The 26,344-nt window shown below is 33.0% G+C and carries 16 protein-coding genes and 2 tRNA genes; 3 read left to right on the top strand and 15 right to left on the bottom strand.

Features of this window, described 5'->3' with window-relative positions:
• Positions 1–19: 19 nt before the first annotated feature.
• The 4 genes from KORDIASMS9_RS08770 to mutS all read right to left on the bottom strand — a co-directional run bounded on the left by KORDIASMS9_RS08770 (position 20) and on the right by mutS (position 6,134).
• Entirely contained in the window at positions 20–3,049 is a 3,030-nt protein-coding gene (locus KORDIASMS9_RS08770) for an SIR2 family protein (RefSeq protein ID WP_114902485.1), read from the bottom strand.
• 213 nt (positions 3,050–3,262) lie between these two features.
• Positions 3,263–3,346 (bottom strand) — tRNA-Leu (locus KORDIASMS9_RS08765).
• Between the two features lie 16 nt (positions 3,347–3,362).
• Positions 3,363–3,435 (bottom strand) — tRNA-Gly (locus tag KORDIASMS9_RS08760).
• Between the two features lie 125 nt (positions 3,436–3,560).
• Positions 3,561–6,134, bottom strand: a complete 2,574-nt coding sequence (gene mutS / locus KORDIASMS9_RS08755; protein WP_371412769.1) for a DNA mismatch repair protein MutS — start codon at positions 6,132–6,134, stop codon at positions 3,561–3,563.
• Between the two features lie 281 nt (positions 6,135–6,415).
• Here mutS and KORDIASMS9_RS08750 point away from each other — a divergent pair, with 281 nt between their 5' ends.
• The gene (locus tag KORDIASMS9_RS08750; protein WP_114902483.1) at positions 6,416–6,946 is read left to right on the top strand and encodes an RNA methyltransferase; all 531 of its coding nucleotides are present in this window, start codon (positions 6,416–6,418) and stop codon (positions 6,944–6,946) included.
• Here the strand turns inward: KORDIASMS9_RS08750 and KORDIASMS9_RS08745 are convergent.
• Positions 6,943–8,520 carry a recombinase family protein gene (locus KORDIASMS9_RS08745; protein WP_114902482.1) on the bottom strand — a complete coding sequence of 526 codons (1,578 nt, stop codon included), beginning with the start codon at positions 8,518–8,520 and terminating at the stop codon, positions 6,943–6,945. The genes KORDIASMS9_RS08750 and KORDIASMS9_RS08745 overlap by 4 nt on opposite strands.
• Positions 8,477–8,677, bottom strand: a complete 201-nt coding sequence (locus KORDIASMS9_RS08740) for a hypothetical protein (RefSeq protein WP_114902481.1) — start codon at positions 8,675–8,677, stop codon at positions 8,477–8,479. Before KORDIASMS9_RS08740 ends, KORDIASMS9_RS08745 begins: the two co-directional genes overlap by 44 nt.
• Positions 8,678–10,548: 1,871 nt before the next feature.
• Here KORDIASMS9_RS08740 and KORDIASMS9_RS08730 point away from each other — a divergent pair.
• Positions 10,549–10,776: a hypothetical protein gene (locus KORDIASMS9_RS08730; RefSeq protein ID WP_114902479.1), complete on the top strand. Its 228-nt coding sequence runs from the start codon at positions 10,549–10,551 to the stop codon at positions 10,774–10,776.
• Positions 10,777–10,936: 160 nt separating this feature from the next.
• On the opposite strand, the gene KORDIASMS9_RS23155 is transcribed toward KORDIASMS9_RS08730, so the two are convergent.
• The 6 genes from KORDIASMS9_RS23155 to KORDIASMS9_RS08705 form a co-directional block, all read right to left on the bottom strand.
• Positions 10,937–11,107 (bottom strand): hypothetical protein, encoded by a 171-nt coding sequence (locus KORDIASMS9_RS23155; protein WP_162819839.1) that lies wholly within the window; start codon positions 11,105–11,107, stop codon positions 10,937–10,939.
• A gap of 87 nt (positions 11,108–11,194) precedes the next feature.
• Positions 11,195–11,866: an IS1 family transposase gene (locus KORDIASMS9_RS08725; RefSeq protein WP_114902478.1), complete on the bottom strand. Its 672-nt coding sequence runs from the start codon at positions 11,864–11,866 to the stop codon at positions 11,195–11,197.
• A 231-nt stretch (positions 11,867–12,097) separates the two neighbouring features.
• Entirely contained in the window at positions 12,098–12,439 is a 342-nt protein-coding gene (locus KORDIASMS9_RS08720; protein WP_114902477.1) for a hypothetical protein, read from the bottom strand.
• A 13-nt stretch (positions 12,440–12,452) separates the two neighbouring features.
• Positions 12,453–17,639: a DUF6443 domain-containing protein gene (locus tag KORDIASMS9_RS08715; RefSeq protein ID WP_162819838.1), complete on the bottom strand. Its 5,187-nt coding sequence runs from the start codon at positions 17,637–17,639 to the stop codon at positions 12,453–12,455.
• A 13-nt stretch (positions 17,640–17,652) separates the two neighbouring features.
• Positions 17,653–21,033, bottom strand: a complete 3,381-nt coding sequence (locus KORDIASMS9_RS08710; protein ID WP_162819686.1) for a hypothetical protein — start codon at positions 21,031–21,033, stop codon at positions 17,653–17,655.
• A 46-nt stretch (positions 21,034–21,079) separates the two neighbouring features.
• Positions 21,080–21,481, bottom strand: a complete 402-nt coding sequence (locus KORDIASMS9_RS08705; RefSeq protein WP_114902475.1) for a LytTR family DNA-binding domain-containing protein — start codon at positions 21,479–21,481, stop codon at positions 21,080–21,082.
• Positions 21,482–22,780: 1,299 nt separating this feature from the next.
• Between KORDIASMS9_RS08705 and KORDIASMS9_RS08700 the strand changes: the two genes are divergently transcribed.
• Positions 22,781–23,176 (top strand): hypothetical protein, encoded by a 396-nt coding sequence (locus KORDIASMS9_RS08700; protein ID WP_114902474.1) that lies wholly within the window; start codon positions 22,781–22,783, stop codon positions 23,174–23,176.
• Here the strand turns inward: KORDIASMS9_RS08700 and KORDIASMS9_RS08695 are convergent, their stop codons facing one another.
• The 3 genes from KORDIASMS9_RS08695 to KORDIASMS9_RS08685 all read right to left on the bottom strand — a co-directional run bounded on the left by KORDIASMS9_RS08695 (position 23,177) and on the right by KORDIASMS9_RS08685 (position 24,230).
• Complete coding sequence (locus KORDIASMS9_RS08695) at positions 23,177–23,422, bottom strand: hypothetical protein (protein ID WP_114902473.1); 246 nt, start codon at positions 23,420–23,422, stop codon at positions 23,177–23,179.
• Positions 23,412–23,774 (bottom strand): hypothetical protein, encoded by a 363-nt coding sequence (locus KORDIASMS9_RS08690; RefSeq protein ID WP_162819837.1) that lies wholly within the window; start codon positions 23,772–23,774, stop codon positions 23,412–23,414. The genes KORDIASMS9_RS08695 and KORDIASMS9_RS08690 overlap by 11 nt, the downstream gene beginning before the upstream one ends.
• Before the next feature lie 183 nt (positions 23,775–23,957).
• Complete coding sequence (locus KORDIASMS9_RS08685) at positions 23,958–24,230, bottom strand: hypothetical protein (RefSeq protein ID WP_114902471.1); 273 nt, start codon at positions 24,228–24,230, stop codon at positions 23,958–23,960.
• Positions 24,231–26,344 lie beyond the last annotated feature (2,114 nt).

The following is a 26,344-nucleotide window of genomic DNA, read 5'->3' as shown; positions in this document are numbered from 1 at the left end:
AAAATGGTACAATAAACAATTATGATTTATATTTTCTCATCTTAAAATAAAATTCACCTAAATTCTTATCAAACTTTTCTCGTAAAGACTCTTGAATAGCTAATTCAATATATTCTATATCAGCATATCTTTTGCTATATGAATCCCAATTATAGAATTTCAACCAATTCACATCAAATTTTTTTGGATCATATCCCTCTGGATTCAATAAGAACTTAAATCTTTCTTCGCTAATATTATCTATATCAATATTTTCGATGTCTAAAAAACCTATATTTACCAAATCAAAAAACTGCTTTATTTTAAATTGAAATAGTTCATTATTAGTACCCTGTTCAGCTAACTCAACTTCCAAATTCTTAACTATAAAACCTTTATATTTATTCTTAACCTTTTTACTTGAGAGTATTTTTTGTTTAATTGCAATATAATACATCTGCAAGTCAGGTGCTTCCTCTAATTTTTCTTCAATGCGTTTTTTTAGAATTTTCTTTTTGTCTCTATTAACTACTTTGTAAACAATTGAAATATCAAAATGAAGCTTATCTAAATCAAGAGTTTCAACGGAAATACTCCTATGTTCATAGTTCTTATCTTTTTTCTTTAGAGCATCTAAAAGAGCTACATACGAATTATTGATAATATTTTTTTTATCAAATATTTGGACTGTTTTATTTAAGTATTCTGTATCTATTATTTTACTTTTTTTCTCTATTATTTTTGCAAAAAAGTCAAAATCTCTTTCATTAAAATTCATAAATTCAATGAAGTAATTAAGATTACTATATAAAATTTTAAACTGCTCTTTTGTGAATTCAAAATATGCCATAATTACGCATATAGTATTAAATTTACTTTTTAACTTTTTCTGAAAGCTTTCATTTTGAGTTACAGTAGAAATAAATATTTCATTCTTTCTAGGTTTGTTATCAAAGTGCCTAGATATTGTATAACTAGATTTAAAAAAGTTATTAATTCGAAAACATATTTTGCCTAAACTTTTGCTCTCTACCTCTATATTTTTTATCTCGTACTTTTCTAATACACGGATTATTTCTTTTGGATTAGAGTCTTCCACCAGTAGATTAAACATAAATAAATCAAAGGTTTGTATATGAGACACCCTAAAATTATGTTTCCTAATCTCTGCAAAATCCTTCAAGTAATAGCCTAAAATAAAAGTTTCAATAGATTTTCTTAATGTAGACTCTATTGGAGAAAAGCCATTACCAAGAATAAAATTTAGTTCTAAAAAGTCTTTAAGTTTTTTTACGCTTCTATGTAAGTTATTAAATACATTGCTACTATGCGAACCTCCATTTTCTATACTTTCTACTGTTTTGGGAACCTTTATAAAAATTTCATCAATTTCATTACATAGTCTCTGTATGTAAGCCCCATCCTTTATTTCTATTAATAGATCAAATACATCTTTATCTACAAAATATTTAGCTTTATCAAGTTCCTCATTTAAATCAATTTTTTCTATCTCTGATTCAATAGCTCTAATGTCATTATAATTCATTCTCCCATAAATATACTCTTCAGGAATAGCCCATTTTAATCTTTTGATATTATACTTAGCTATAAAACTAACATCTAATCTATTTAATCTATTAGCCTTTAGGATTATATCCTTTAGTGCTAAATATGATTTGTAATAATCTCTAACTCTATACAGACCATGATAATAAATAAGATCATCCCATAGAGTAGTCTTATCAGTAATAACATACTTAAATATTTTTTCTAAAGCCCTAGAATAATCAAAGCTGTTTAAAGTACAGTCAATACATTTACAATTATGGTCAACTTTAATCTTAGAAAGAATATCTGTTTCTTCCTCAGCGGCATAAGAACCCCAAGAGTCTGGCATATCGACCCTGCCTAAAGAATATAACCCAGACATACCTATCCTTGAGAGAGAGTAATTTAATTTTTCCTTATCTTCACTAGAAAAATTATCATCATCATACCCACTGTAATCAGATATTAACTGATATAATTCTTTGTTAAAAGTATTTAGAGTAGCTCCTCTAATAAGATATGCCGCTTTTGATCTTGCATCTTTATAAATGGGGTATAAATTTGCTAAAGTTTTTTGAGGTAAGACTCTCAAGTAATGGAATCGTAAAATAGAATTATAGAGGTCATTAATAATTCTTGATTTTTTTACTTTGTTATCTTCTAAGCTATAGTCATCACATAAATTCCTATAGTTATATACATTAAAGTCTCTTATATACTCCAATTGAGAATAGACTTTTAAACCTATATTAGACAATTGTGGTTTATTAGATAGTTTTATATTAATACTACTATCCTGCACAATTATATTAATTCCAAGATTTTCAAAATATTTTATTTCAGTGATACTTACATCTGTTTTAGTAGTAAGTAGATAAGCTCTTTGATAATGTTTTTTGAGAATATGCTGAATATCTTTGATAAGAATTTTTAGGTTAGGATCAGAAACACTGTAACCAACAAATAAAACAACCTTATTACTAAACAAAGCCTTTACGAACACTTCTTTTAAAGTGTGATTTTTTGAAAACTGCAGATAGTCATTTTCTTTAAGTACGATATTATGGTTTTCAAAATCTCCATGATATTTTAATAGAAGCTTTTTATGTCTAGCATAGGGAACATCCTGATCTTTAGAAACTGTTGAAAAAGGTAGTCCATTATCATAGATTACTGTCTCAAAATAGTCATCGTAATTAGTTGTAATAATGTGTTGAGGATTTAATTCAAAAAGTATCTCATGAAGAGGATTATAAGATGATTTATTTTTGAACAGTATTTTTTTTATGATATCATTGTACTCTTTCTCACCTTTTTCATTGTAGAGCATTTGAGCTATTTTTAAAGCATCACTTTCATAAAGTGTTTCATTTAAATGACTTTCAATGCCTTTTTCCAATTCCCTCCACAATGGTATTCCTGAATCTTTTGAGACTCCAGCACCAGCAAATACCACCAACCTATCTGTATCAACAGCTTCTTTAATAGAGGCAACTTGATTATTAAACCTATTTTTTTTCATTAATAACTAAAATGACAAAAAATAAGCCATAAAAAACTTATGTGACTTATTGTCACGTAATTACTTACAAAACACAATTTTTGATTTGTATAATTTCTTCTATTTGAAGAAAACAAAAGCTTTATTGAAAAGAATAATATAAATCCAAAATGTTGTACCTATGTTGTACCCAAACAAAAAAAGCCGAAGTTTAAAACTTCGGCTTTCTTACAGTACTCGAGGCGGGACTTGAACCCGCACGACCCAAGGGTCATTGGATTTTAAGTCCAACGTGTCTACCAATTCCACCACTCGAGCTTGGTATATGTATATGAGCGAAAAACGGGGCTCGAACCCGCGACCTCAACCTTGGCAAGGTTGCGCTCTACCAGCTGAGCTATTTTCGCAGTTTGTTTTAAATGAACGTACAATACTATTGCTGTATTGCGGATGCAAATTTAACACATTTCTTTTAATACCAAAACGTTTTCAAAAAAAAGAATGAATTATTTTATAATACGCTCGTTATCAATTACTTTTTTTTTCGCTGCAACATACGTTTAATTTCATTGAGCTTCATCAAGGCTTCCACAGGCGTTAAGGTATCAATGTCGGTCATCAAAATTTCTTCTTTGATTTCTTCCAATAACGGATCGTCCATATTGAAAAAACTGAGTTGCATGTCGTTTTCTACACTTTTTAAATCGTCCGCCAATTCTTCACTCGAATGCGATTTTTCTAAGCGTTTCAGTATCTTATTGGCTTTGTGAATGACTTGCTGTGGCATTCCTGCCATTTTTGCCACATGAATTCCGAAACTGTGTTCGCTTCCACCTTTAACCAATTTACGCAAGAATATCACGTTATCTTTCAATTCTTTTACAGAAACGTTGTAATTCTTGATGCGATCAAAAATTTCCGTCATTTCATTCAATTCATGATAATGTGTGGCAAATAAAGTTTTCGCTCGCGAAGGATGTTCATGCAAATATTCTGAAATTGCCCACGCAATCGAAATTCCGTCATACGTACTCGTTCCGCGACCAATTTCATCCAACAACACCAAACTTCGCTCTGAAATATTATTCAAAATAGAAGCCGTTTCGTTCATTTCTACCATAAAAGTCGATTCGCCCATCGAAATATTATCACTCGCTCCTACTCTCGTAAAAATTTTATCGACCAAACCGATTCTCGCGGAATCTGCGGGCACAAAACTTCCCATTTGTGCTAAGAGAACAATTAAGGCAGTTTGACGTAATATCGCCGATTTACCACTCATATTCGGTCCAGTAATCATAATGATTTGTTGCGCATCACGATCGAGATAGACATCGTTTGCAATGTATTTTTCCCCGATTGGTAATTGTTTTTCAATCACAGGATGACGTCCGTTTTTAATCTCTAAATCAAACGAATCGTCCATTTGCGGATATACATAACTATTTGCTTTTGCCAACGTTGCAAATCCGCAGAGACAATCTAACTTCGCTATGATATTTGCATTTTGCTGCACGGCTTTAATGTACTGATTGATCCAAACGACCAAATACGCAAACAACTCTTGTTCAATCTGCGCAATTTTTTCTTCAGCATCCAAAATCTTCGTTTCGTATTCTTTCAGTTCTTCCGTAATATAACGCTCGGCATTCACCAAGGTTTGCTTACGCGTCCACGCTTCTGGAACTTTGGCTTTGTGCGTATTTCGGACTTCAATATAATAACCAAACACATTGTTTGACGCGATTTTTAACGATGGAATTCCCGTTGCGGCACATTCGCGTTCCAGCATTTTATCCAAATAATCTTTCCCTGAAAAGGCAATCCCGCGCAATTCGTCTAACTTGTCCGAATAACCGCTCGCAATGGCATTTCCTTTCAAAATATTGACGGGCGCGTCCTCGTTTAAAGTTTCTTTTATTTTGGAGCGAAGCAACTCACATTCATGAATCGTGTCGCCAATGACCTTGATCGCTTCGTTTTTACTGTGACTTGTAATTTGTTTGATCGGAACAATGGCTTCCAAGGAGTTTTTCAGTTGAATGACTTCTCTTGGCGAGATTTTACCTGTAGCAACTTTAGAAATTAAACGTTCAATATCACTAATTTGTTTGATATGATGCTGAATTTTCTCCAGTTCCCCTTTTTCTTGCAACAGATGATTTACAACTTCATGTCGCTGTTTTATTTGCTGACTATTTTTTAATGGCAAGGCTAACCAACGTTTCAACAAACGTCCGCCCATTGGAGAAATCGTTTTGTCAATTACATCCAACAACGTAATTGCGTTGAACGCGGTAGAAGCATACAATTCCAAATTTCGCACGGTAAAACGATCCATCCACACATACGCATCTTCGGCAATACGCGCAATGGACGTAATGTGTTGTAGTTTGTTATGGCGCGTTTCCGATAAGTAATACAACACGGCACCAGAAGCAATAATTCCTTCTTGTAAATCTTCTATGCCAAACCCTTTTAGCGAACTTGTATCAAAGTGTGTGATGAGTTTTTCTTCGGCAAAATCGGACTTAAATACCCAATCTTCCAAAAAAAACACGTGATGATTGCTTCCAAACGTATCTGCAAATTCCCGCTTTTTCTGTTTCGGAATTAAAATTTCGCTCGGTTTAAAGTTTTGCAACAGCTTATCAATGTATTCTGCGGAACCTTGCGTCGTCATAAATTCTCCTGTAGACACATCTAAAAAAGAAATTCCCAACCACTTTTTTCCATAGTGAATGGCACACAAAAAGTTATTGGTTTTAGCTTGTAAAACTTCGTCATTAAAAGCTACGCCTGGCGTGACCAATTCGGTGACACCGCGTTTTACAATCTTTTTAGTCTGTTTCGGATCTTCCAATTGATCGCAAATGGCAACTCTTTCGCCCGCTTTGACTAGCTTTGGCAAATAGGTGTTTAAGGAGTGATGTGGAAATCCTGCAAGTTCTACATTTTCGCCACCATTGTTTCGATAGGTTTGTACAATTCCTAAAATATTCGCAGCTTTCACAGCATCTTCTCCAAACGTTTCATAAAAATCGCCCACTCGAAATAACAACATTGCATCAGGATATTTGGTTTTGATGCCGTTGTATTGCTTCATTAACGGAGTTACTTTTTTCGCGCTACTTTTTGCCAATGTTTGCTATTTTTAATGTTATTTTTGCAGAAATTATAAATTGAACTCACTTGCACTTTTCGTATTTGCTAAAAAATTGTTCTTTTAAAACCTGTTTTTGTCTTTTTTGAGTTCCGTAGCGCTACTATGAAATTAAAAAAATACTTCAACAGAACTTAAAATTCCTAATTTTCACTTAAATCCTAAAAGTCCAAATGAGTTCATTGCGAATTTAAGTAAATTCAAGTAAAACTTAGGAAGTATCTATGAGAAAACTCAAAAATAGTGAATTGAACAGATTGAGTGTGGACGAATTCAAATCGTCACAAAAAACACGACTTATTGTTATCTTGGATAATATTCGCAGTTTAAACAATATTGGCTCCGTTTTTAGAACGAGTGATGCTTTTTTGATTGAAAAGATCTATTTGTGTGGAATTACTGCAAAACCGCCACATAAAGACATTCACCGAACAGCATTAGGTTCTACAGATTCCGTTGCATGGGAATACCGAGAAGATACGTTACAACTTGTAAAAGAACTGCAAGAAAATAATGTAAACGTCGCTTCCATAGAACAAGCCGAAAACGCTGTAATGCTGAACAAATTCAATCCTCAAAAAGGAACAACCTACGCATTGGTTTTTGGAAATGAAGTAAAAGGCGTGCAACAAGAAGTGGTTTCTGCCAGTGATTACGTGATTGAAATTCCGCAATTTGGCACGAAACATTCGTTGAATATTTCGGTAAGTGCGGGTGTGGTGATTTGGGATGTGTTTTCGAAGCTGGCGCTTTAGACGCGCTTCGCTGTTACCTCTTGCAACTTTTTCATTTCGTTTGTATTTGCGCTACTTTTAATATTGTTATAACTAATTGATAATGTATTTATTAAGCTTAATACTGGATTCAGTTCCAAACTTAGATAACTATCATTTTCGCGGTTATAGTGAATACCGTTAGGAAACAATAGGTTTTGTAGTTTTTGTTTCATCACAAAATTCGATAACTCCCACGTATTCCGTAAGTTAGTTAATAGTTTTAATGAGTTTTCAACGTGTAAATTGAACTTAGACTTTTTAATACTACTATTTTCAATTTCTTTCAATATTTCCGCTTCTTCTAATTTTAATTTATTGATGTACTTGTTGTAAAGTTCCATGTTTATTTCGCCATATACAAAACGTTCCTCTACATTTTCTATTCTTTCTTTGATAACTTTGTGATTGTATTTTAACTGCTCTAAAACATCCTTATTTGATTCATTGTAGTATTCAAAGGTATACTTCATTTGTAGCTTTAAGGGGGCTATGAATTTTTCATTTATTTGAAATGTACTCAAAAAGTTTTTGAACTTTTCATTTAGTTTGTCAGCACGGCTATATCCACAACACCCTTTTGTATGACATCTATAATAATCAAGCTTGTATTTTTTTTCTGTATATCCTGTAATCGGTTTTCCGCATGCATCACACTTTACAAATCCCCTCATTGGTAAGTTTGGATTGTTCTTTCTTTGTTTACTTCTTACACCGTTTTTTTCTGTGTTGATATTATTTACTTTTAAGAATAATTCTTTTGATACGATAGGGGTATGATTTCCTTTGACAACCTTACCATCAAGTAAACGATTTGCCAGTAATCCGCAGTAGATGGGATTTCTAAATATACGCGTCATATTTTGTTTTTGTATCGTTAACCCGTATTTCTTTAAGCGTTTTATAATCTCAACATTCGATATATTTTCGTTTGCTTTCCTTTCAAATGCTTTGCGTATAAGTTTAGCTTTCTCACTATGAATTAAAATAGGACGGTTTTGTTTATCTCTAGCATTTGTATAACCCAAGGGCGCAACTCCAATGTAATATCCTTGTAAAAGGCGTTGTTTCATTCCCGCAGTTGTTTTTTCTTTGCGTTGGTCATTATCATATTTACTGAATAGTAAGTTGAGATTTTGAAAGAATGTACCCGTAGATGTTTCGGTGTCCATGGGTTGTGTTACCGATATCACGTTGATTCCTTTTTCCTTTAATTTTTCAACGGTAGTGATTGCAGAAGAACCCGCACGCGAAAAACGATCAATACTGTATACAATGATATTTGATACTTTTTTTTGAAGTACAAAAGTGAGCATCTTTTGATACTCTTTTCTATCATCATTTTTCGCGCTCTCGTTTGTGCCACCAAAGTATCCACTTATTTCAAACTTTGCCCGCTCTGCATAAAGTGTACAATATTCTCGTTGCGTTTCTAGGCTTGTATTTTCTTTTTGCTTTCCACTTGAAACTCTTGTATAAATAACTGCCTTATTGTTATTAATAACTGATTTGTTACTTCGTTTTCCGAAGCTTTGAAATTGTTGAAGATTGCTCATGTTTGGTAACGATATTATGTGTTAATAATGATAGTTCTTTAAGTGTTTGTATGATCTGCTGGGCTTTTTGTATAGACATATCAGCAAGTCCATCAAAGCTTTTTAATTCTTCAATGGTAATTGTTTTTAGTGCCTGTATGTCTTTTACATTTTTCATTTAAAGGAACTACCATGTGAGTGCCAACCAGTACTATTTGAAAGTTGGTTTTCATTCCTTTGTCAAAAATTGTAAAATTGCTTAAAATCATAGTTCAATAGTACAAAGAATGAAAAGGAATTCAAAGGCTTTCTTTATTAATTAATAGTTAAAATCCTACAATTTATATCTAAGGAATGGCATTTATATTATTTTGAATTGAACATTTATTTTTGTCTAATTGGTTTTTATTAAATTTTTCATCAGTACAAATGGCTCGTTTGAATTCTATCTTACTAAAATGAAAAGAATAATAACAAGCTTTCTGACATTCGACGCGATTCGACGACATTGGAAGCGATTCGATGCGATTTTTTAAACTATTTTCTTTTGATTTAGTATGTGTTTGATTTTCTTTTCGATGATACCTTATTAAATTTCTTTAAAGGTTGTTATTATTTAAGTCTCTACGGTCTTGTAACGACCTATTGCGAACGATCATGACCGATACGGTCAAATAAATTCTTTGTTACGATTTCTGAAAACAAAGATTTAAAAGAAAACTGAAGTATCATTTGTTCACTTTTGTAACTTGAACCCTAAAGCCTTTAAGAGTAAATATGAGTGTTTTGAAATATCGTGAAAACACCCAAAACAATGTTGCCCGAAAAATGACTTATTAATTACTCTTTATTTACTCTTATTTTACTGTTTAATTACTTGTAGCTACTCTGCTAATTAGTTATTGTCTGATTTTCAATCAGATAACATCCATTTTTTTTAGTCATTATAAATTTAATTTTCTTCACTTCCTTTTTTTAAGGTTACACATTCGTTTTAGATGTGTCAACACATTCTTTTATGATTATTACAAAGATTTAAAACAAAACCGAGATATCATTTGTAAAATTTTGTGTACTACACAAAAGTCTTTGAATACCCGTAAACACTATAAAGTGAGCTTGAAAATGCAATACTATTTGAAACTAAATTTTAAAAACAACTTGAAGGTGAGACTGAAAACATCCTCTATGTAAGATGGATTTTGAAAAATAGGGCTTAAATGGAATTCGAACTTCACCTTTCTTTTAAAGGTAAATTTGGCTTGACTTTCATGGAAAATCAAATTCAATCATTCTGCAACTCATTGCTTAGTGATGAGTTAATATTTTCAGCTTATCACATTCTATGATAAAAAGAACTAAAAATCCATCCATTTTCAACTCATTGCTTAATGACTAGCAAACATTTTCAGCTAACTGCTAAGCAATGAGTTGAGCAAAAGAACATATTATTCCAAACTGATCGTTTAATGATAAGAACGTTAAGTAAAACAATTTTAAACCTTTAGAGCCAAATATGATTCTTGTTGCGAATTGTTGCATTCTGTTGCAAGTTGTTGCGTTCTGTTGCAAACTGCTGAAGGTATCGTCCAAAGCTATTTTTAAGATGATAGAATATAGAGTAGCGTTATGCTAGATGAAGTCTAATTACCCTTAAAGTTACCTAGAAGTGATTCGGAAGTGTCTCAGAAGTACCTTGAAAGTAGCCAAAGAGTATCCAAATAGTACCTTTAAAAAGCCTCTGAATATTTAACTTGTTCATTATCAGTGTTTTGTAATGCAAACGCGGTTTGGCTAGTACTTTCCGTTGAAAAAATGGTGTACCATCATTGAGTTTGAAATAACTTTCTAAACTCATGTCCTCTTTGTGAATACATATTTTCTAACTTCTTTCAAATTGTTCGAGTTACAAAAGTGAACAAATGATTTTTCAAAATTCTTATGCATCTTTATTAAAAACAGGATTTAGAGATGCTGAAAAAAATACAAGATTCAAAGTATAGCACTTTGATCTTCTCAAATCATTTTTAATTATAAAACGCCAATTCTATGAGAAAAACAGAAAAATCAATAAAAGATGCACTTGATGTAGCTTCGATCAAATCAGAGGTAAAACCAATTATAAATACAAAAGAAATTTTTAAGCATCCTGCGACAAAAATCATCATTACGGGGATTGTCGTTTATGGATTTTTAAGAGTTTCAAAATACTATATAAGTGCTTTTAGTGGATTAGTGAAAGCTGTAAAGGATGCAAAAAGTAGTCTGAACGGGTAATTTGTTTGTCCTTTAAATGTAGTTGTTGCGTTTTGTTGCAAACTGTTGCATTTTGTTGCGGTATCTTCATTAAAACAATTTTAGTATTCAGTGATTTAGGTGACAACCTTTGATTCTTGTTGCGTTTTGTTGCAAGAACAGTTAGAATTAAAAAACCAAACTACATTTCATTAATAAATATTTCTACAAAGTCAACGATTTTTGTGGTAATGCGTTCGGATGCTTTTGCACGTTCTCGTAAACTTGGGCGTACTTCCATCAATCCAATAATATCAACACTTAACGGTGTTTTTCGGGAGGATTGATAGTTGCTTATTAGTTTCTTTTTCAACAGAACATTAAAAAACTCAAATCAGCATCAAAGTATTCTTAAAAAGTCTGTTTTTTGAAGTGTTTTTTAATAGAATCTCCGTTCCTATCAAAACTTTAATTGATACCCCCAAAGATAGAGTTTCAAGGTTGCTTCTAGCATCTCAAAGGTTTTACTAAAACAAATTGTTCTTCTTGAGAGACGTTTTAGGTGTGTACGTAAGGTTAAATTGTGTCTTTCAATGACTGTTGTATTTTTCTTTCTAGTGTCATGTTGAGTTTTGGGAATAAGGCTTTTATATGTTTTTAGTTGATCGGTAAATATCATCTTTGGGTAAAGTTGAAGTACTGATTTTGTAATTACAGAAATATTTCGTTTGGTTCTTCTCCCGACAATAAAGTTGATTATTTTTTTGGTATATCTATTGATTGCATACGTGATCCAAGCTTCATTTAATTTGTAACCAACTACGACTCGCATTTCATTAAGTTCGTAATATTGATGTCGTTCATCAAATAATGGCTTTGTTATCAAGCAAGCCATCTCTTTTATGCGTTTAATAATCGTAGTCTTTGATATAGAAAGTAATCGTGCAATAGCCGTTATGCCAACACTTTCTCTTAGTAATTGATAGATACTTTTATTGGTATCAATTTTATAAGCTCTATAATTATAGCTTCTTTGAAAACTCAGTTTACAGATTTTACAGTAATACCGTTGCTTACCGTTTGATTGTTTACCATTTTTAACCGCTAGACCTTTACAGTTCTTACATTTCATATTTTTCTATCAACTAATGTGAACCACTAAGATGAAAAAAAATCATTTTAAAGCCTTTAAACACGCTAAAAAAGAAAAGGATGAACATTATGTCCATCCTTTTGTAATATAAATTTGTTTTTAATTTATTGTTTTATAAATGTTTATGATTCAAAAATAGTTCGTCAACTAATCTGTACCATTACCAAAATAGCGTTACTTTTTACTTACATTATATATACGATACTCTATTTATGAGATAAAATCATTTAAATCTATAGAAATAATTGAATCATTTTTTATTGAAAACTTTTTTGTAATCAATTCTAATTCTTTTGATATCTCAATTACTCGATTTATTTTCTTGGGAGGTACTAGTCTGCCAAGAAAAACTTCTTGCTCCGCATTAATTTGTAAAGAATCAACATTAGATACTTTTATAATACCTTCAGAAGGAATCTCAATATAATTTGGTGGATGAAATATAAAATAATCATTCCAAGAAGATGATACGATTTTATTATTATCTAGCTTAAAGTTTAAACTTACTTTACATTTGTACTTATTTGTTATTTCTTTTATTTCAGGTATCATAATGTACTAATTATTATTCTATTACTGGAGGTATGATTGAGTAGTGTTGTCCTTGTGGTCCGTGATAGTGTGGATATTCAAAAGTACCATTATCTAAAAAACGATGACCATTACTATGATAATTTATTCTTACCGTTGTCCCATTCAGTCCTTTAGTCGTTATAAGTTGTGTTGGTTCTCCATTGTTACCTAGTAAATTTTGGTTTCTACCATAGACATCTTCCACAGTGAAATTATTTGCCTGAGATGTAGGTACGTTATTCTTTCTAAAAGCTTCTCTTCTTGCTGCTCTTTCTGTAGAAAATGTTTTATCCCCAGGATTTTGCACTCTTCTATCTAAGCCACCACTTATATTATTTAAAATAGTATCATCTATTTTTGAATCAGCAACATCATCAAACATTCTGGGCCCTACGACAGTAGCATCTGCAACATTATTTGCACCTTTGGCTATCTTAGAACCTTTACTTACCGCACTTACCACACCAGCCACACCTGTACCTACTTCTGCAACTGTTGCTATTGTATTTGCTGTCTCAGGACTAGCTCCTAAAGCTTCTGCTGTAGCTTCAACACCCATGTGCAAAAAAGTGTCTTTTGACTCTCCTGTCCATGCGGATCTTATTCCAGCTTGAGCATTATCCCATCCATTAGTTAATAATAAACCACCTCCAACTGATGTAGCTGGCTCTGGCGCTACAATACCTACAGCGCCTACTGCCATTTCAAGGACTCCACCAACTGCCTGAACTACTCCCCAAAAACGTGTCCAACATGTTTCACAATTTCCATCAGGGTCAGTATAAAATATAGGGTTGTTCATTCCATACTTATATGGCGTCCAGTTATAGAAATTTTCTGCCATATTATCTGCAGAAAACCATCTTCCTACAGAAGCATCATAATTTCTAGCTCCATAATCAATCCAATTAAGTCCAAGTTCGTTCTGCTCTTCTTTTCCGCCTTCAAAACCATATCCATACTGATGGTCTCTTCCAATTATTGCGTTATTATACCCTTTATGTTTTAATCCAAAGGGATAATAATGATTTTCTTCCTTGATCTCATCATCAGCTTTGATAATGCCGTTTCCATTGATGTCTTCATACGAAAGTCGAATATTCCCAAGATGATCTTTGTATTGATAGGTATAGTTAAATCCTATGATCTTTTCTGGTTTACTTGGATCAAATTGTGGCTCTATATAGCCTTCTTCACTGTTAAAGAACGTAAGTGCAACAGCGGTTTGTGCATCTGACTTTTTGTAAATGTAATTCCCTGCATACTTTGTTTCTTGTGTTGTTTCAGTACTTTGGTCATACACAACTTTTTGTTGCTTTGCGCCTGTTGCATCGTAAATGTACGTAATACTACTGCTATTATCAAATGAAATTTGCGTCGGTAAGTTTAAATGATTGTAACTGATGCCTGTAATGCCTTTGTTTTTATCCACAATCATGTTTCCATTGGCATCATACACAAAGTCATTGTTTGCATTGGTTGGATCTGTACTTGAGTTTGTATTTCCATCGTTAAACCCAGATGTTATATTGCTGATATCCGTTACATTTAACAACTGATTTCCATGGTATTGATACCTAAGGTTGTCCATGATATCAAAGTCGGTAGCCATTGCATTGAGATGTCCTTTTCGAGTCAGATCGGTAATGTTTCCATTGAGATCATACTTTACATCATCCAAGTTGTAATTTGCTGTATTGTCTACCGCGCTTTTTATTCTATTAAGCGGATCATACGTGTATATATAATCTTTTAAGGAACTATCCTGTCCTTTGGTCTTCCAAAATGTGCTGCTAATGTTTCCATTGAATAATTGCTTGCTTGGATCAGCAATATCATTGTATGTGAGCGCAAAACTAAAGAGGTCATCTCCTTGATTGTTGACATCATTAATCCCTTTGAGCCATCCATGAATGTTATAAGTGTAGTCTACCTCTTGCAATTCTTTTTCTAAATCAACAAGAACTAAGTCTCTAATGGTAGCATCTTGATGAAACATGGCTACATCGCCTAATAATGGCATTCCGTTATCTATAACATTGGAGATAAAGATAATTTGATTGTTTTTTAGATAATACACTGTTGTTCCTCTACGCTCAATCTTTAACTCATCTCCGCCTACATAACTATCTACATTCCAAGTGGTACTTCCATTTTCACGAATATGAATATCACCAATGGAAGAAGTATAGATACCATATTTTATGCTTTGATAGCTGTTATCGCCCACAACGTCTGAAAGCCCAACAATCATAGTTTTGTTGGTCTGTGGAACTATATAACTTAGATATCCATCGCCGTTAATTGTAGTTGTTGTGGATACACCTCCATCCCAATTATTAGCCGTTGTTTTACTTAGTACTTCTTTGTCTTGGGTGATATTGCTAAAATCGCCAAATAGACTTAAAGCCGGTAAACTACCTCCGACTTGCTTTTGAATGAGTTGTCCGAGTTCATCATAATGATTTTTTGACATCAGTTCTTTCCCCTGATTGTTGATCTGTTTGGTTTGATAGAGCAATCTATTCCCTGTATCATACACATACTCATCAGCGGTTACCACAGGATCATTACTTAGCTGCTTATGTGTTGTATTTGTTTTTAGCACTTTTCCTGAAAAGTCTAACAAACTACTCACCGCATCGGTGGTTTCCAAGTAATCGTTTTTAGAACTTGTATGAATTCCACGTCCTTTTTCATCATAATAAGAAACCGTCGTAATCCAATCATTGGTATCTAATACACGTACTTTGCTTCCTGTAGCCAATCCTTTTACATTTTGGGTAAAGGCTTGTCCCATTACAGAATATCCGATATACACATTTTCAATAGCTGTATCAGGATCGTAAAAAGAGGCATCTCCTACCAGCGTTCCTGTAAAGCTAGTCGTAACTCCATGAAAAACCACTCCGTTCTTTTTAAATAGAATTTGATTGCCCGCGCGTTCTACTCTAAAAGTATCTCCAATCTCGCAATACGTAGCAGCAAAAGATTCTTGAACACCTTCTTTGTAGACTAAAACACGTCTATCTGTTCCATATCCTGTATAAATAGCATAATCAATTGTATTGTAATGTAAATTACCCGAAGTCGTTTCATCGGTAAGTCCCACCATGACACGCTGATTATCTGTCTGAGTAATGGTGTATTGAATATATCCATCGCCACTAATACTTCCTTCTGATGTAAATCCTGAGTTTGTCCATGAAGGAGAGAGCAACGCAGGTTTTTTATGTTCAATTCCCGTAGTAAGTACTCCTGTACTTTCATTAAGATTATAATTGGCTTCATAGGAAGTTCCTGTATCCCATAGATAATCGTCATAGTAATTTACAGTATACAACTCAACAGTTCCATCATTTGGATAGGCATTATTGGTGTAATACACACTTGTACCATTGACCATAGATGGTGTAGTAGTCTTTGATTCGTATAGTGGATAGTTTTCTGCAATACTTTGCAATTGACCTCTAGTTTGTTTATCTCCAAACTTTCCTGTGTACACCACGCGTCCAAGCGCATCATATTTGGTAAATAACCACTTATCCTTGGTTCTTAAATTCACATCTTGGGTAAGTATGGGGCGATCTAATGTATCGTAGACAATATATTCCCATCCTTTGGCAGGAATCTTCTTTTCAATGAGTCTATTTCGATGATCGTATTTGTATTGATAACAAAGTGTGTTGAGTACATCGGTATCAATCGTTGCTGCTATCGATGCCATTGGCGGCAATACATAGGTGAGATTGCCAAAATCGTCATAGATATAATAGGTATCTAAAGTATTTGATCCATCATAGGTACGCTTCAATACGACTTGTCCCGATTTGTTTTTAAATTCTTCTGTGGTGTGATCTGTAGGATACGTTTGTCCGGGTTGCCAGTTTTCATCTTTGGTAATTGTTTTGTAAAGCGTTTCTGAGGGATACAAACCATTGGCTGTAAACTGAATATCTTCTGGAGCTCCTACTGGATGAGTTACATCAAAACGTTTTACAGCATCCACCGTTTGATCATTCAAATCATATTGCATTTTAATGGTATGATTAAATTCTAAAGACCAATCTTTTCCTGGAGCTGCCGCTTGGGTGACTCTGTCAATCTCATCATATACATTGGTACTGTACGATGGATATAAAAATCCTGTCTCTGGTGTATCATTTGGAATATCGTCAAGTAATTCCTGTGGAATATTCCCTAAATTATTTAGCATGGTAAGTCCACCATTATTCGGAACAAAACTAGATACATCTTCACTATACTTATTATGATAAAACTGTTGTTGATATTTTATTTCTTTATCAACTGCCGTAAAAGAGAGTGTACCTCCGGAGGCTGGACTAAAAAACCCTCCACCTTTTTGCGTACTTACATACGGTAAAAACTGTGTATTGGCGCGTCCATAACTATCGTAAGAAACAATGGTTTTTATATCTCTATTATCCTTAGGAGACTGCCCAATGGCTATTTTCATTTGCGCACGCCCCAAACCATCAAAATAGGTAATTTGTTCTAACTTATCGCGCTCTTGAATGCTCGTGAGTGCTGTTAGGTATACAGGTTGTTGATAGGCAATGGTATGTACATAATTTCTGTTTTGATCAATTCCTACTACTGTAGTCACATCAGGACATCCATTGTATAAGCCAAATGTATTTGGACAAGTATCGCCAGCATTGATTACATAGCCACTTGGAGGCGTTCCAGCACATGACAATAGTAACGCTCCTATATCTCCAAATCCATCACCATCTACATCTTCATAATATGGAATTGCTTGTGTGATACTTCCATCGGCATCATTACAATCCAATTGTAATCCAGAGAAGTTTTCTAATATTACATTCTCTCCAATCAAAACAGCATTTTGATTTGTAGGAACACATGCATTTTCGACACTGTCAACGATGTAAGATCCGTCGCCATCACCATCAACAAATACCACCCAATAGCTATCAGGATTGATTTCTGGATCGGTATCATCGCAATCATCATTATTACATACCAGTCTGTTGTGTTCTGCAAATTGTGACGTCACAGTTTCTGTACCTGTGAATAATATACTTCCATAACCATCTCGATCTAGATCATAGTAGTGGGTTAAGCAATTCCTCTGTGCGTTTGCGGTTAGCCCTAAACCACAAATAAGTAAAAGGGCGAATATGTATTTTTTCATAATATATGTGGTTTTAGTTAGTTCTGTAATTATAATTGTTCTCACTAAGAACATGTTGATCGTGATCTAATACGTGTTTTAAACGCCCCATAGTATCGTAAGTATAATACGTGTTTCTTCCTCTTGGATCCGTGGTTTGGACGACTCCAACTAGCGGTTGATACCTATAGGTACTCACCATTGCCTGTGGAAGATTGTCTCGAAGTGAATTCAAAGCGTTTTCTAATGCTGCCCCTGTAAGATTCTGAATATTTGCTTCATCTAAAAGAATCGAAACTTGTGAATACGTAGCATTTTCAATTTTTGCCACAGGATAGTTGTAATTATATCCCCAGAGATAGGTGATGTGAGTTCCATCTGTTTTTGACACTTCTCGAACCTGTCCATATTTGTTATAGCCATGATAAGTAACTCGCTCTTCTAGTGCATTATTTTTCTTTGCTCCAGACATGGATTGTAACAAATTATTGGTAGGATTATCATTTGGATCACTTCCTGTAAACCCTCCATATTGTGTGATGGCTGTTTGCATCAGTGTTGTTCCCTTAAATTGCTGGGTTTTTAATGGAACATTCAATCTGTTTTCTGAAAGAAGTACGGTATTGTTTTCTTCAAATGGATAACGAATTACTGTTTCATACACATCGCCTTTACTATCGGTAAAACTAGTTCTAGTAGGATTGTAATGATTAGGTGCACTTTCATAAAATGTTTGAGTTACCTGGGTAAGTTCACGAGTGCCTTCTTTGGTGACTACGGTCTGTTGTTTCGGTAGTTTCTGTCCAGGCCAGATATTGTATATATTTCTTGAAATATTACAGACGTCATTGGTCATACAAGCAAGAATATCGTCGTAATCTTGAAATTGAAATGGCCATACATGGTATTCTCTTTGCAATACAAACCCTTCTATGTTATCTATACTGTGACTTGCAAAAATCTCATAGTGAGTCGTAGCACTACTTTTTCCTGTCACTTCTTCTAACACAGGATGTCCACCAACCCATTCCTGCGTATAGGGTGCTCCTGGAAAAGTAATATCTGTAGAGGCTATGGAAAAGGTGCGTCTTACTTGTCGCATTCTAGAACTTCCAGCATCTAAACTACTGTATCCTGTCTCGGTAGCTACCTCATGTATGTTTTCTAAAACCGCTTTGTAACCTGCATAGCCCGATTGGGTAGTCTGCAATGGTACCCAACTTTGAGATACATACTTACGAGTGTTATTTGCTCCTATTGAATAATAAAAAGGTTGACTAACCACATAGCCTCCTTCATATTCAAAACTTTTGTAAGAAGAAAGTCTATTTTCATCATAGGTTTTGATCGCTTTTACGCGGATTCCACCAAAATAATCAAATGCTTCAGAAGTTAGATTCGGATTCTCTTCAAACCACGAAAAGGTCACATCACTGTAATGATCTACAAGGTTATAATTATCACCGTCAGTCGTTATTTCAATTTTAATTTTATAAGTAGCGTTTTTATCTACAAGTAATGATCCCGATTCCCAAATAGAATAGCGTTGTACAAGAGTTTCATTACCTCCATCTACTTTATATAAATCAAAAAACATAGAGTTACAAATCAAGTCTGCTCCCGAGTAAACCGCATCTGCGGTATCACATCGGTTGGAAAACCCGAAATATTCCATACGAGTCATATTAGAATCACTTGATGAAGGCTTAGCATCATCAGTTATAGTAAAAGTATTGGAACTAAATATATAGGTTGTTTCATTGCCGTTTTCTGTAATGCTATGCTGATTATTCGCTAATGCTGCTAACTTTACTTTTTCTTCCAAATAGGGCGATCCATTAATATGACGTACATCACCACGGTTATTTTCATAATAAAGTTTGGTAATTCCTCCTTCTGGATATTGAATACTATTTAAAATACAAGCACTGCTGTAATCAGGATCAACCTCTCGATTCGCCATTTGTGCATTTCCAGCTCCATGATAAGGAATTAAATTACTATTATTTTTCCCATTATAATAACCCCAATGATCTTGTGCATACGAACGCTTATCAGGAAGTACAGTTCTTGCATCGCTTGTATCGTAATTGTATCCAAAACTGTAGCTATAATCATCTGCTGGATTATGACCGCCATAGTGCCCTTCAAAGGTTACTTTTTCTAAATACAATCGTTTGTTTAAATAGCTATCTGTTCCCGCATTTATTTCTGCCTGTCCTGTACCAATGAATTCACTTTTTGTTACGGGTGGACTATTAAAGTATCCATGAGTAAATTCAATACGTTGTGTAAGTGTATTAGCTGTGTCATATACCTCGATGTACTGTAAACGCTGTTTTTTTGATTGTGTGTCCAAACGATCCGCGGTGTCGCGCACAAAATGTACCGAACCTTTACTACTTGTAATTTTTGAAAGTAGTGTGTAGTGACGTCTAGTCACTGAATAGGTCTCTATACGTTTACGATCTTGACCATTTAATACCTGACTTCCTTGTTGAACCACCAATGATTGTGATCCTTGTGCGGTGGTAATATCATTATGAGGATAAGCCGTTGTATACCCATCTAAAATAGGACGGTCATATTCCAGAGTAATTACATCGCCATTTGGGCTGGTTACTTTGACCAAATCCCAAGTCTCCACATAACTATAGTTGCTTACATCATTGGTAGAGAGTTCAATCTGTCCATTAATTTTCTGAATGGTCTCGGAATTGTCAAAGGAATTACCTTTTTCAAACTCATACACAATTCCGTTGGTATCTGTAATTTTCCAACTCTCTATATTATAACCATTAAACGTTGGCTCAATGAGTACATTTTTATTGGGAAACTGTACAATTTCTCCTTTAGGGTTATTGATAGGATCTCTTTCTTGATTGAACATAAAACGTCCTGATTGTCCAAACATACTGTAATTGAAATCATCTGGCTCATAATCAAAACGCTGTAAAATGGCATTGTCACCTGTATAATATCCACAACCATTAGGATCATTGATGAACCCTTCACATACCTGTTTAATATAATCTACTGTATATTGATTGTGAATAAACCCATATTGTCCTTCATCATCGAGTTGCCCTTTTACCGTTCTAGTAATTCGACCGCCTGCCGAGAGACTCCACCCAAGTCCTACCCAACTTGATTCTTCGGTGACACGGAGTCCGCCTGCGTGATAGGAAAGGTTCACTGGAGCAGAAAGCTCTCTTCCTTGAAGCGTATAAATAGGTACGCCAATATTAGGAATACCATTGTAATAGGAAACAGGAACTTCGCTGTAACGCAGCAATGAAGCTACTTCGGGACTTTGCGGAATCACCGCGGGTGTGTTGTATTCTGTTGCACTAATTTGAGAATAACCCCAAAAACAACAGAATGACATGCACAAACATGCAATAAAATTTTTCATGAATTTGATTTTTATTAATTATTAAATTTTTAATGTGAGAATGTGTTTATACTGCCATCTTAAATGGCATGTTGGTTTCTTGAGTGCGCGTCATCTTAGCAATCACACGATTCTTGCGGTGACTTACTGGAAGTACATGTTCACCATGTAGATACATCAAGCGATAGCGTGGCTCATACTGCTTTACATGTGAAAGATTGATTAAGTACGAACGATGAATTCGAGAGAAATTGTCATCACAAAATAACTGCTCATAAAATCCAATAGTTTTACTACTGAGTATTTTTGAACCATCTTTTAAGTAGAGCCATGCGTAACTTTCACAAGCTTTTATGTAGATAATCTGTGATTTGTCAATGTATGTACCTTGGTGTTTACTTCCAACTCGCAGATACGTATATGTATCTTCAATAGGAACCCTGTGTTTTTTTGTTTTTTCTACAATCATGCAATGTGTTTTTTTAGTTACTATTTCGATTAAAAAAAAGTGGGTAAAATAGGGTTGGAGTTTGTCTTCGTGTATTAAAGGAAGGTATTATTCCAATTACATCCAATATTATTTTGTAAGCGTTGAATTTTGAAAATAAGCGTTGAATTTTTGTAAGAAAAGCTGTTTTTATCTTACAAATAAAATGTTAACGAAATTTTTAAGATTCAAATCTCTCGGGTGCAAAAATCGAAAATCAAGACAAATTATCTTCTGATTTTGAGGTTGTGATTCTGTAGTTGCAGTACAATATACGTGTGTGATAATTTGAGTAAGTGGATGGCTTATTTTAGTAGTTATCTATAAAATAATACCACCAATACAAAAATGAGAAGCTCCAAAACCAGTGCCGCAAAGAAACCAATGATAAACCACCGAAACCGTTCTAATTTTTGTAAACTCATACTTACTGTTAAGAAATACGTTGCTTTTTATTACCTCTATTTTAGTAGCAAGGCGATACGTTTTTACCTTGACTTGTATCGCCTTGCCCTAAACAGCAGTATTGATTAAAATTCTGCTTAAACACGTCTCCAACATTAAAAGCACTAAAAAAAAGGGAAGTGCTTTCTAGTAAGAACTTAGTAAAAAATGATTGCATTGGTGACGTGTTTTTCTTTACCGTTGTAATGTATCATCCAAATCAAAGCGATGTACATAGTTATAAACTATAATAGATAAGAACACTAAAATTCCAAAGCATCCAATTCCGATAAGAATCATTATAAGTTCCCATGTAGTAAACAAATCTGAATGCGTATGTACAGTTTCAAAGTTACTTGTTGTCATTTTTCAGGAATTAGAAGTTGATGATTTATTGTTTCAACTATATTAATATTGTCTATATGTAAAAACTTGAGGTGTCAAATACATGGGGTTGATTCGCAACAGTTTAAAAGTGTGTATTCTTTTCAGATTGCCTACTCATTTTAAAGTATGTATGCTTGCAAAAAAAGAAATAATAAACTAACCGTACTCATATAAAATACATATTGAGGGTTTCATAAAATAGAAATTATTGTGCCTACTCTTAGAGGGTTTTCGGCTACGCCCATTCTTAAACTATGTTGCAATACAGTTTTAAGGAAATAGGAGAATTTCTATACTTCTTTTAACTAATTAAATTAATTATTATGAAAAAAGCTTATAAGCCATTAGAGCTTTACACAAACGTTTTTTAGTACATTTGTTTAATACCAAAACAAATAAAAGACATTTTTCACTTTTATCAAAATAAAAAGTGACATATTTCACTAATTTATGAATGATCGTTTTAAAATAGCAATTAAGAATAGTGACTTATCAACACAAAAAGTTGCAGAATCAATCGGTTTGAAAGCGAATACCTTGCGAAAAGCGTTACTTCGAAATAGCCTTAATGATGGTTATTTAATTCTTATTGAGCAAAACTGTGGAATTTCAAGAAAATGGCTAAAGGATGGTGTAAAACCAATTTTTGTTGATTCTAAAGAAAATATAATAAAGAGATTAATTGAGCAGAATACACTTGAAGCTCTCGATAAGTTTGAAAAAGAAAAGATCATTGCTTATATACTACTAAAAGAAGCTGAGTTTCTTAAAATTCCAGCTTTTCAATCATTAATTGATAAGATAAAAGTCTCCGCCAAAATTAGTGATATCATCAATAGAAAGTAATTATTTTAAATCAGTTTTCTTAGTTAAATAAGCATGAAACTTTTCCTCAATAGCAGATAACTCTTCCCCCTTTTCCTTTTTTTGGTGAATTCTGTATAATTCTTCTAAAAGTATAACTTCATCTTCAATTAATTGATTTACAAAAGAGCGAAAATCTATATAGAAATCTTGTTCTGTTTTTGAATCTAGCAGGTAGCCTTTTGATCTGAACTTTTTTAATACTTCTTCTTTTTTACTAGCTTTCATCTGCTACTTTTTCAATCGTGGAAAATATTTTATCTTCAACTATTTCTACATCCTTTTCAATTTCTTCTTTTCCATGCATAGATTGCGCTTTAGCAGCCATTTGGAAATAATGGTTTATTCTTATATCTGATATCAGAGTAACAAGTCTGGTTATGGATTTTTTTAATTTTTCTATCTTATTTAATTTATGCTCTACAAAGTATTTTATTAAATAAAAAATTGAGAAGCTTATAAACATGCATATAGAAAATAATGTAGTACCATAAATCGGTTTCGGAAGATCTGCATTATTCACAAAAACAGAATGTATAACCCAAAATAAAGCAATTGAAATCCATGCAACAGATTCCATAATTTGAGCATTTCTTAGTAATTTGTTATTGTTCTTTGTGCTTATGAGTTGCTTGTATGAATAACGCAATGACAAAATGAAAAACGAAAATGATAAACCGAAAACAAAAAGCCAAAAATGAAAGCTTTTTCGACCGTTGAAAGAAAAATTCTGAGATATTTCTCTTTTTTCCTTATTGCATTTTTATATCTTTTCCTTGTATAATTTCTTATTAGAATAAAACCTTTCAGTAAATTCTGCATTTGAAATTTCTTTAGTATTGAGTTGAGTAATTAATTGTTTTTCAACACTATCACGCTGTTTGAGTATTTTTTTGTATTGATTGTAATTTGCTTTTAATTCTGGGGCTTTATTATCAAAAAATATATGAAATAAAGACACCACTATGCAGAAGCATAAAATGATGCCTTTAAAAATTTCATATAACTTATTATTCTCCTTCTCGGTAATCTTCATTATCTATTGTTCCGTCATCAGATGGATCAACAACAAAAGTATCAGTGTAATCTTCATTTGTTAATTCTACATCTGTACAACTCATAAAAACTGTTAACGACAATATTGTCATTATAGCTAGGAAAACTTTTTTCATAATAAATAAGATTAAATTAGTTATTTTATTTACAGTAAAATACTAATAATACATTATGAATTAAATTCTTCTAGTTATAAGTTTTACACTATTATTAAATGTGTGAAATTTGTCACACAAAGATAAAGTAGAAATCAATTTTGTATTACGGTTAAACAGTAAAACATATATGGTTTTATTATTTCTCGCTGTAATATCTAAGATATATCGTTACCTTACGGTTTTCCGTAACCACTTCAAGTTTTTATTATATGTAAAGATCGTAGAGAAGGAAATTAAATTTTCACTAGAAATATAAAAGAAAGCAATCAACTTGTTGTCCCCTTTTCAGATAATCATGTAGCAATGAGCAAATCACAAACAGCCATCAAAGTGTAACTAATTTTAAGAATATTGATCATGTATTGATCAAAGTCAAAATATTACTTTCATTCTTATCAAAAAAATGCCTTTTTTGAATACTTCTTACAATTCTTGGTAGTTTACCGAAACTATACAAATGATTTTCCAATTTCCCTTTATAGCTTCGTGTTTCAAATAATAAGAAATTAAAAACATAAATGGAATGTACACGTAACAAACACACAATACATTTAAAAACGTAATTGAAATTGTATTCTCCAATCCTATTGAAAAAGAATTGATTGCATCCTTGCTAAAATTAGGATTTAGAAACTTTTTTTAAAATGAAACGAAATGTTATGCGGACTATCGTCTAGCGTATGTAGGGTTTGCTTACGATCTAAAAAAAGCAATAGAATATGACAAGAATTGGAAATCCATAAAAATATATCCTACTTACAAATCAAGCTTTGAGAAGATTGACGATGTAAAGTTCTGCATCGTAGATATCAATACTAAAAAGGATAACGAGCTGATTGAGGATGAATATGTCATTTTTGAGAATTATAAAAGAGTGGCTTCGGTAATCGCTGAACGCTTCATCAAGCATACTTTTGGCAATCATTTTGACTCACTTAAAGTTTTTCCTCGCAACTAAAAGGAAAGAGCAAGAACATTATTGCGAATACAGAAAGTCATTGATATAGATGAACAAGGAAATTTTACTCCTATCAAATCCATGGATTCTTTAGTGGAACTTGTTAATAATGTACAAAAAAAATAAAAACTTTAATAATTCCGTTGAAAACAAGTAAATCATAGAAATAGGTATTTTAGATGATCAAACTTATTTTGATAAACTTCTCATTTTGGAAGTCATCGACAAATTAGTTTCTATTGAACATACTACCAAAGTTACTGACACGCGATTAATTCAAACAATAATCACAGAAATTAATGTTGATTTTAATTGATGGACAAAAATAAAACCATTAGACAATCTACCCACAAAATAAAACCAACCACAACCTAGCTGATGTGATTGGTTCATTATATTATCTTTAGGAGCGTTTTAAAAAAAATCGAATCCAAAGTATTGACGTTATTCAAATTGCTGTAAAACAATATGAAGTATAAGGTTTACTGATTACGCGCGTCTCGCAAGTTTTTAGTGGCTTTAATAAATTCCGCATAACTGTTTACAAAGTATTTAGAAACTTTGAGCATTCCATAGATGGCTATACCACAAATAACTAATTTTCTGACAGGATGCTTCAATACCTTTTTAGTGTCAACTAATGATTTGGAAGACTTTGGAATGGAGTCCAAATCCTATCCATCTAAAATGGATTTTATTTTTGTTCGTTTATCTTTAAACATTTTTCGTTTAATTTTATTAGAAATATATTTAAAAACAGATAGCTGCTTGACGATATTTGAACACTCAAAAATCCAATTATTGAATGTTGAAAAATCAAATAAAATAAGTTGATACTAAGATGCTGTAAGAGTATCGTTTCAGAGTGCCAAAAAGCATCGAATTGAACCTTTTTCAGACTCCCTAATTTTTAAGTTACTAGAGTATCTATGTGTAAATAAATTAACCAACTATTTGTATTCCTAGCTTGCTTCTAGT

Source organism: Kordia sp. SMS9 (genome assembly GCF_003352465.1).
Taxonomy (GTDB): domain Bacteria; phylum Bacteroidota; class Bacteroidia; order Flavobacteriales; family Flavobacteriaceae; genus Kordia.
This window is presented reverse-complemented; position numbering and strand designations above follow the sequence as displayed.

Excerpts from the sequence above, each read along its gene's own strand:
- KORDIASMS9_RS08690 (WP_162819837.1), bottom strand. The coding sequence starts at position 23,774 with ATGGAATCTGTTGCATGGATTTCAATTGCTTTATTTTGGGTTATACAT.
- KORDIASMS9_RS08700 (WP_114902474.1), top strand. The coding sequence starts at position 22,781 with ATGAATGATCGTTTTAAAATAGCAATTAAGAATAGTGACTTATCAACA.
- KORDIASMS9_RS08725 (WP_114902478.1), bottom strand. The coding sequence starts at position 11,866 with ATGAAATGTAAGAACTGTAAAGGTCTAGCGGTTAAAAATGGTAAACAA.
- mutS (WP_371412769.1), bottom strand. The coding sequence starts at position 6,134 with ATGAAGCAATACAACGGCATCAAAACCAAATATCCTGATGCAATGTTG.
- KORDIASMS9_RS08705 (WP_114902475.1), bottom strand. The coding sequence starts at position 21,481 with ATGATTGTAGAAAAAACAAAAAAACACAGGGTTCCTATTGAAGATACA.
- KORDIASMS9_RS08685 (WP_114902471.1), bottom strand. The coding sequence starts at position 24,230 with ATGAAGATTACCGAGAAGGAGAATAATAAGTTATATGAAATTTTTAAA.
- KORDIASMS9_RS08710 (WP_162819686.1), bottom strand. The coding sequence starts at position 21,033 with ATGAAAAATTTTATTGCATGTTTGTGCATGTCATTCTGTTGTTTTTGG.
- KORDIASMS9_RS08740 (WP_114902481.1), bottom strand. The coding sequence starts at position 8,677 with ATGAAAAATGTAAAAGACATACAGGCACTAAAAACAATTACCATTGAA.
- KORDIASMS9_RS08770 (WP_114902485.1), bottom strand. The coding sequence starts at position 3,049 with ATGAAAAAAAATAGGTTTAATAATCAAGTTGCCTCTATTAAAGAAGCT.
- KORDIASMS9_RS08715 (WP_162819838.1), bottom strand. The coding sequence starts at position 17,639 with ATGAAAAAATACATATTCGCCCTTTTACTTATTTGTGGTTTAGGGCTA.
- KORDIASMS9_RS08695 (WP_114902473.1), bottom strand. The coding sequence starts at position 23,422 with ATGAAAGCTAGTAAAAAAGAAGAAGTATTAAAAAAGTTCAGATCAAAA.
- KORDIASMS9_RS08720 (WP_114902477.1), bottom strand. The coding sequence starts at position 12,439 with ATGATACCTGAAATAAAAGAAATAACAAATAAGTACAAATGTAAAGTA.
- KORDIASMS9_RS08745 (WP_114902482.1), bottom strand. The coding sequence starts at position 8,520 with ATGAGCAATCTTCAACAATTTCAAAGCTTCGGAAAACGAAGTAACAAA.
- KORDIASMS9_RS08750 (WP_114902483.1), top strand. The coding sequence starts at position 6,416 with ATGAGAAAACTCAAAAATAGTGAATTGAACAGATTGAGTGTGGACGAA.
- KORDIASMS9_RS08730 (WP_114902479.1), top strand. The coding sequence starts at position 10,549 with ATGAGAAAAACAGAAAAATCAATAAAAGATGCACTTGATGTAGCTTCG.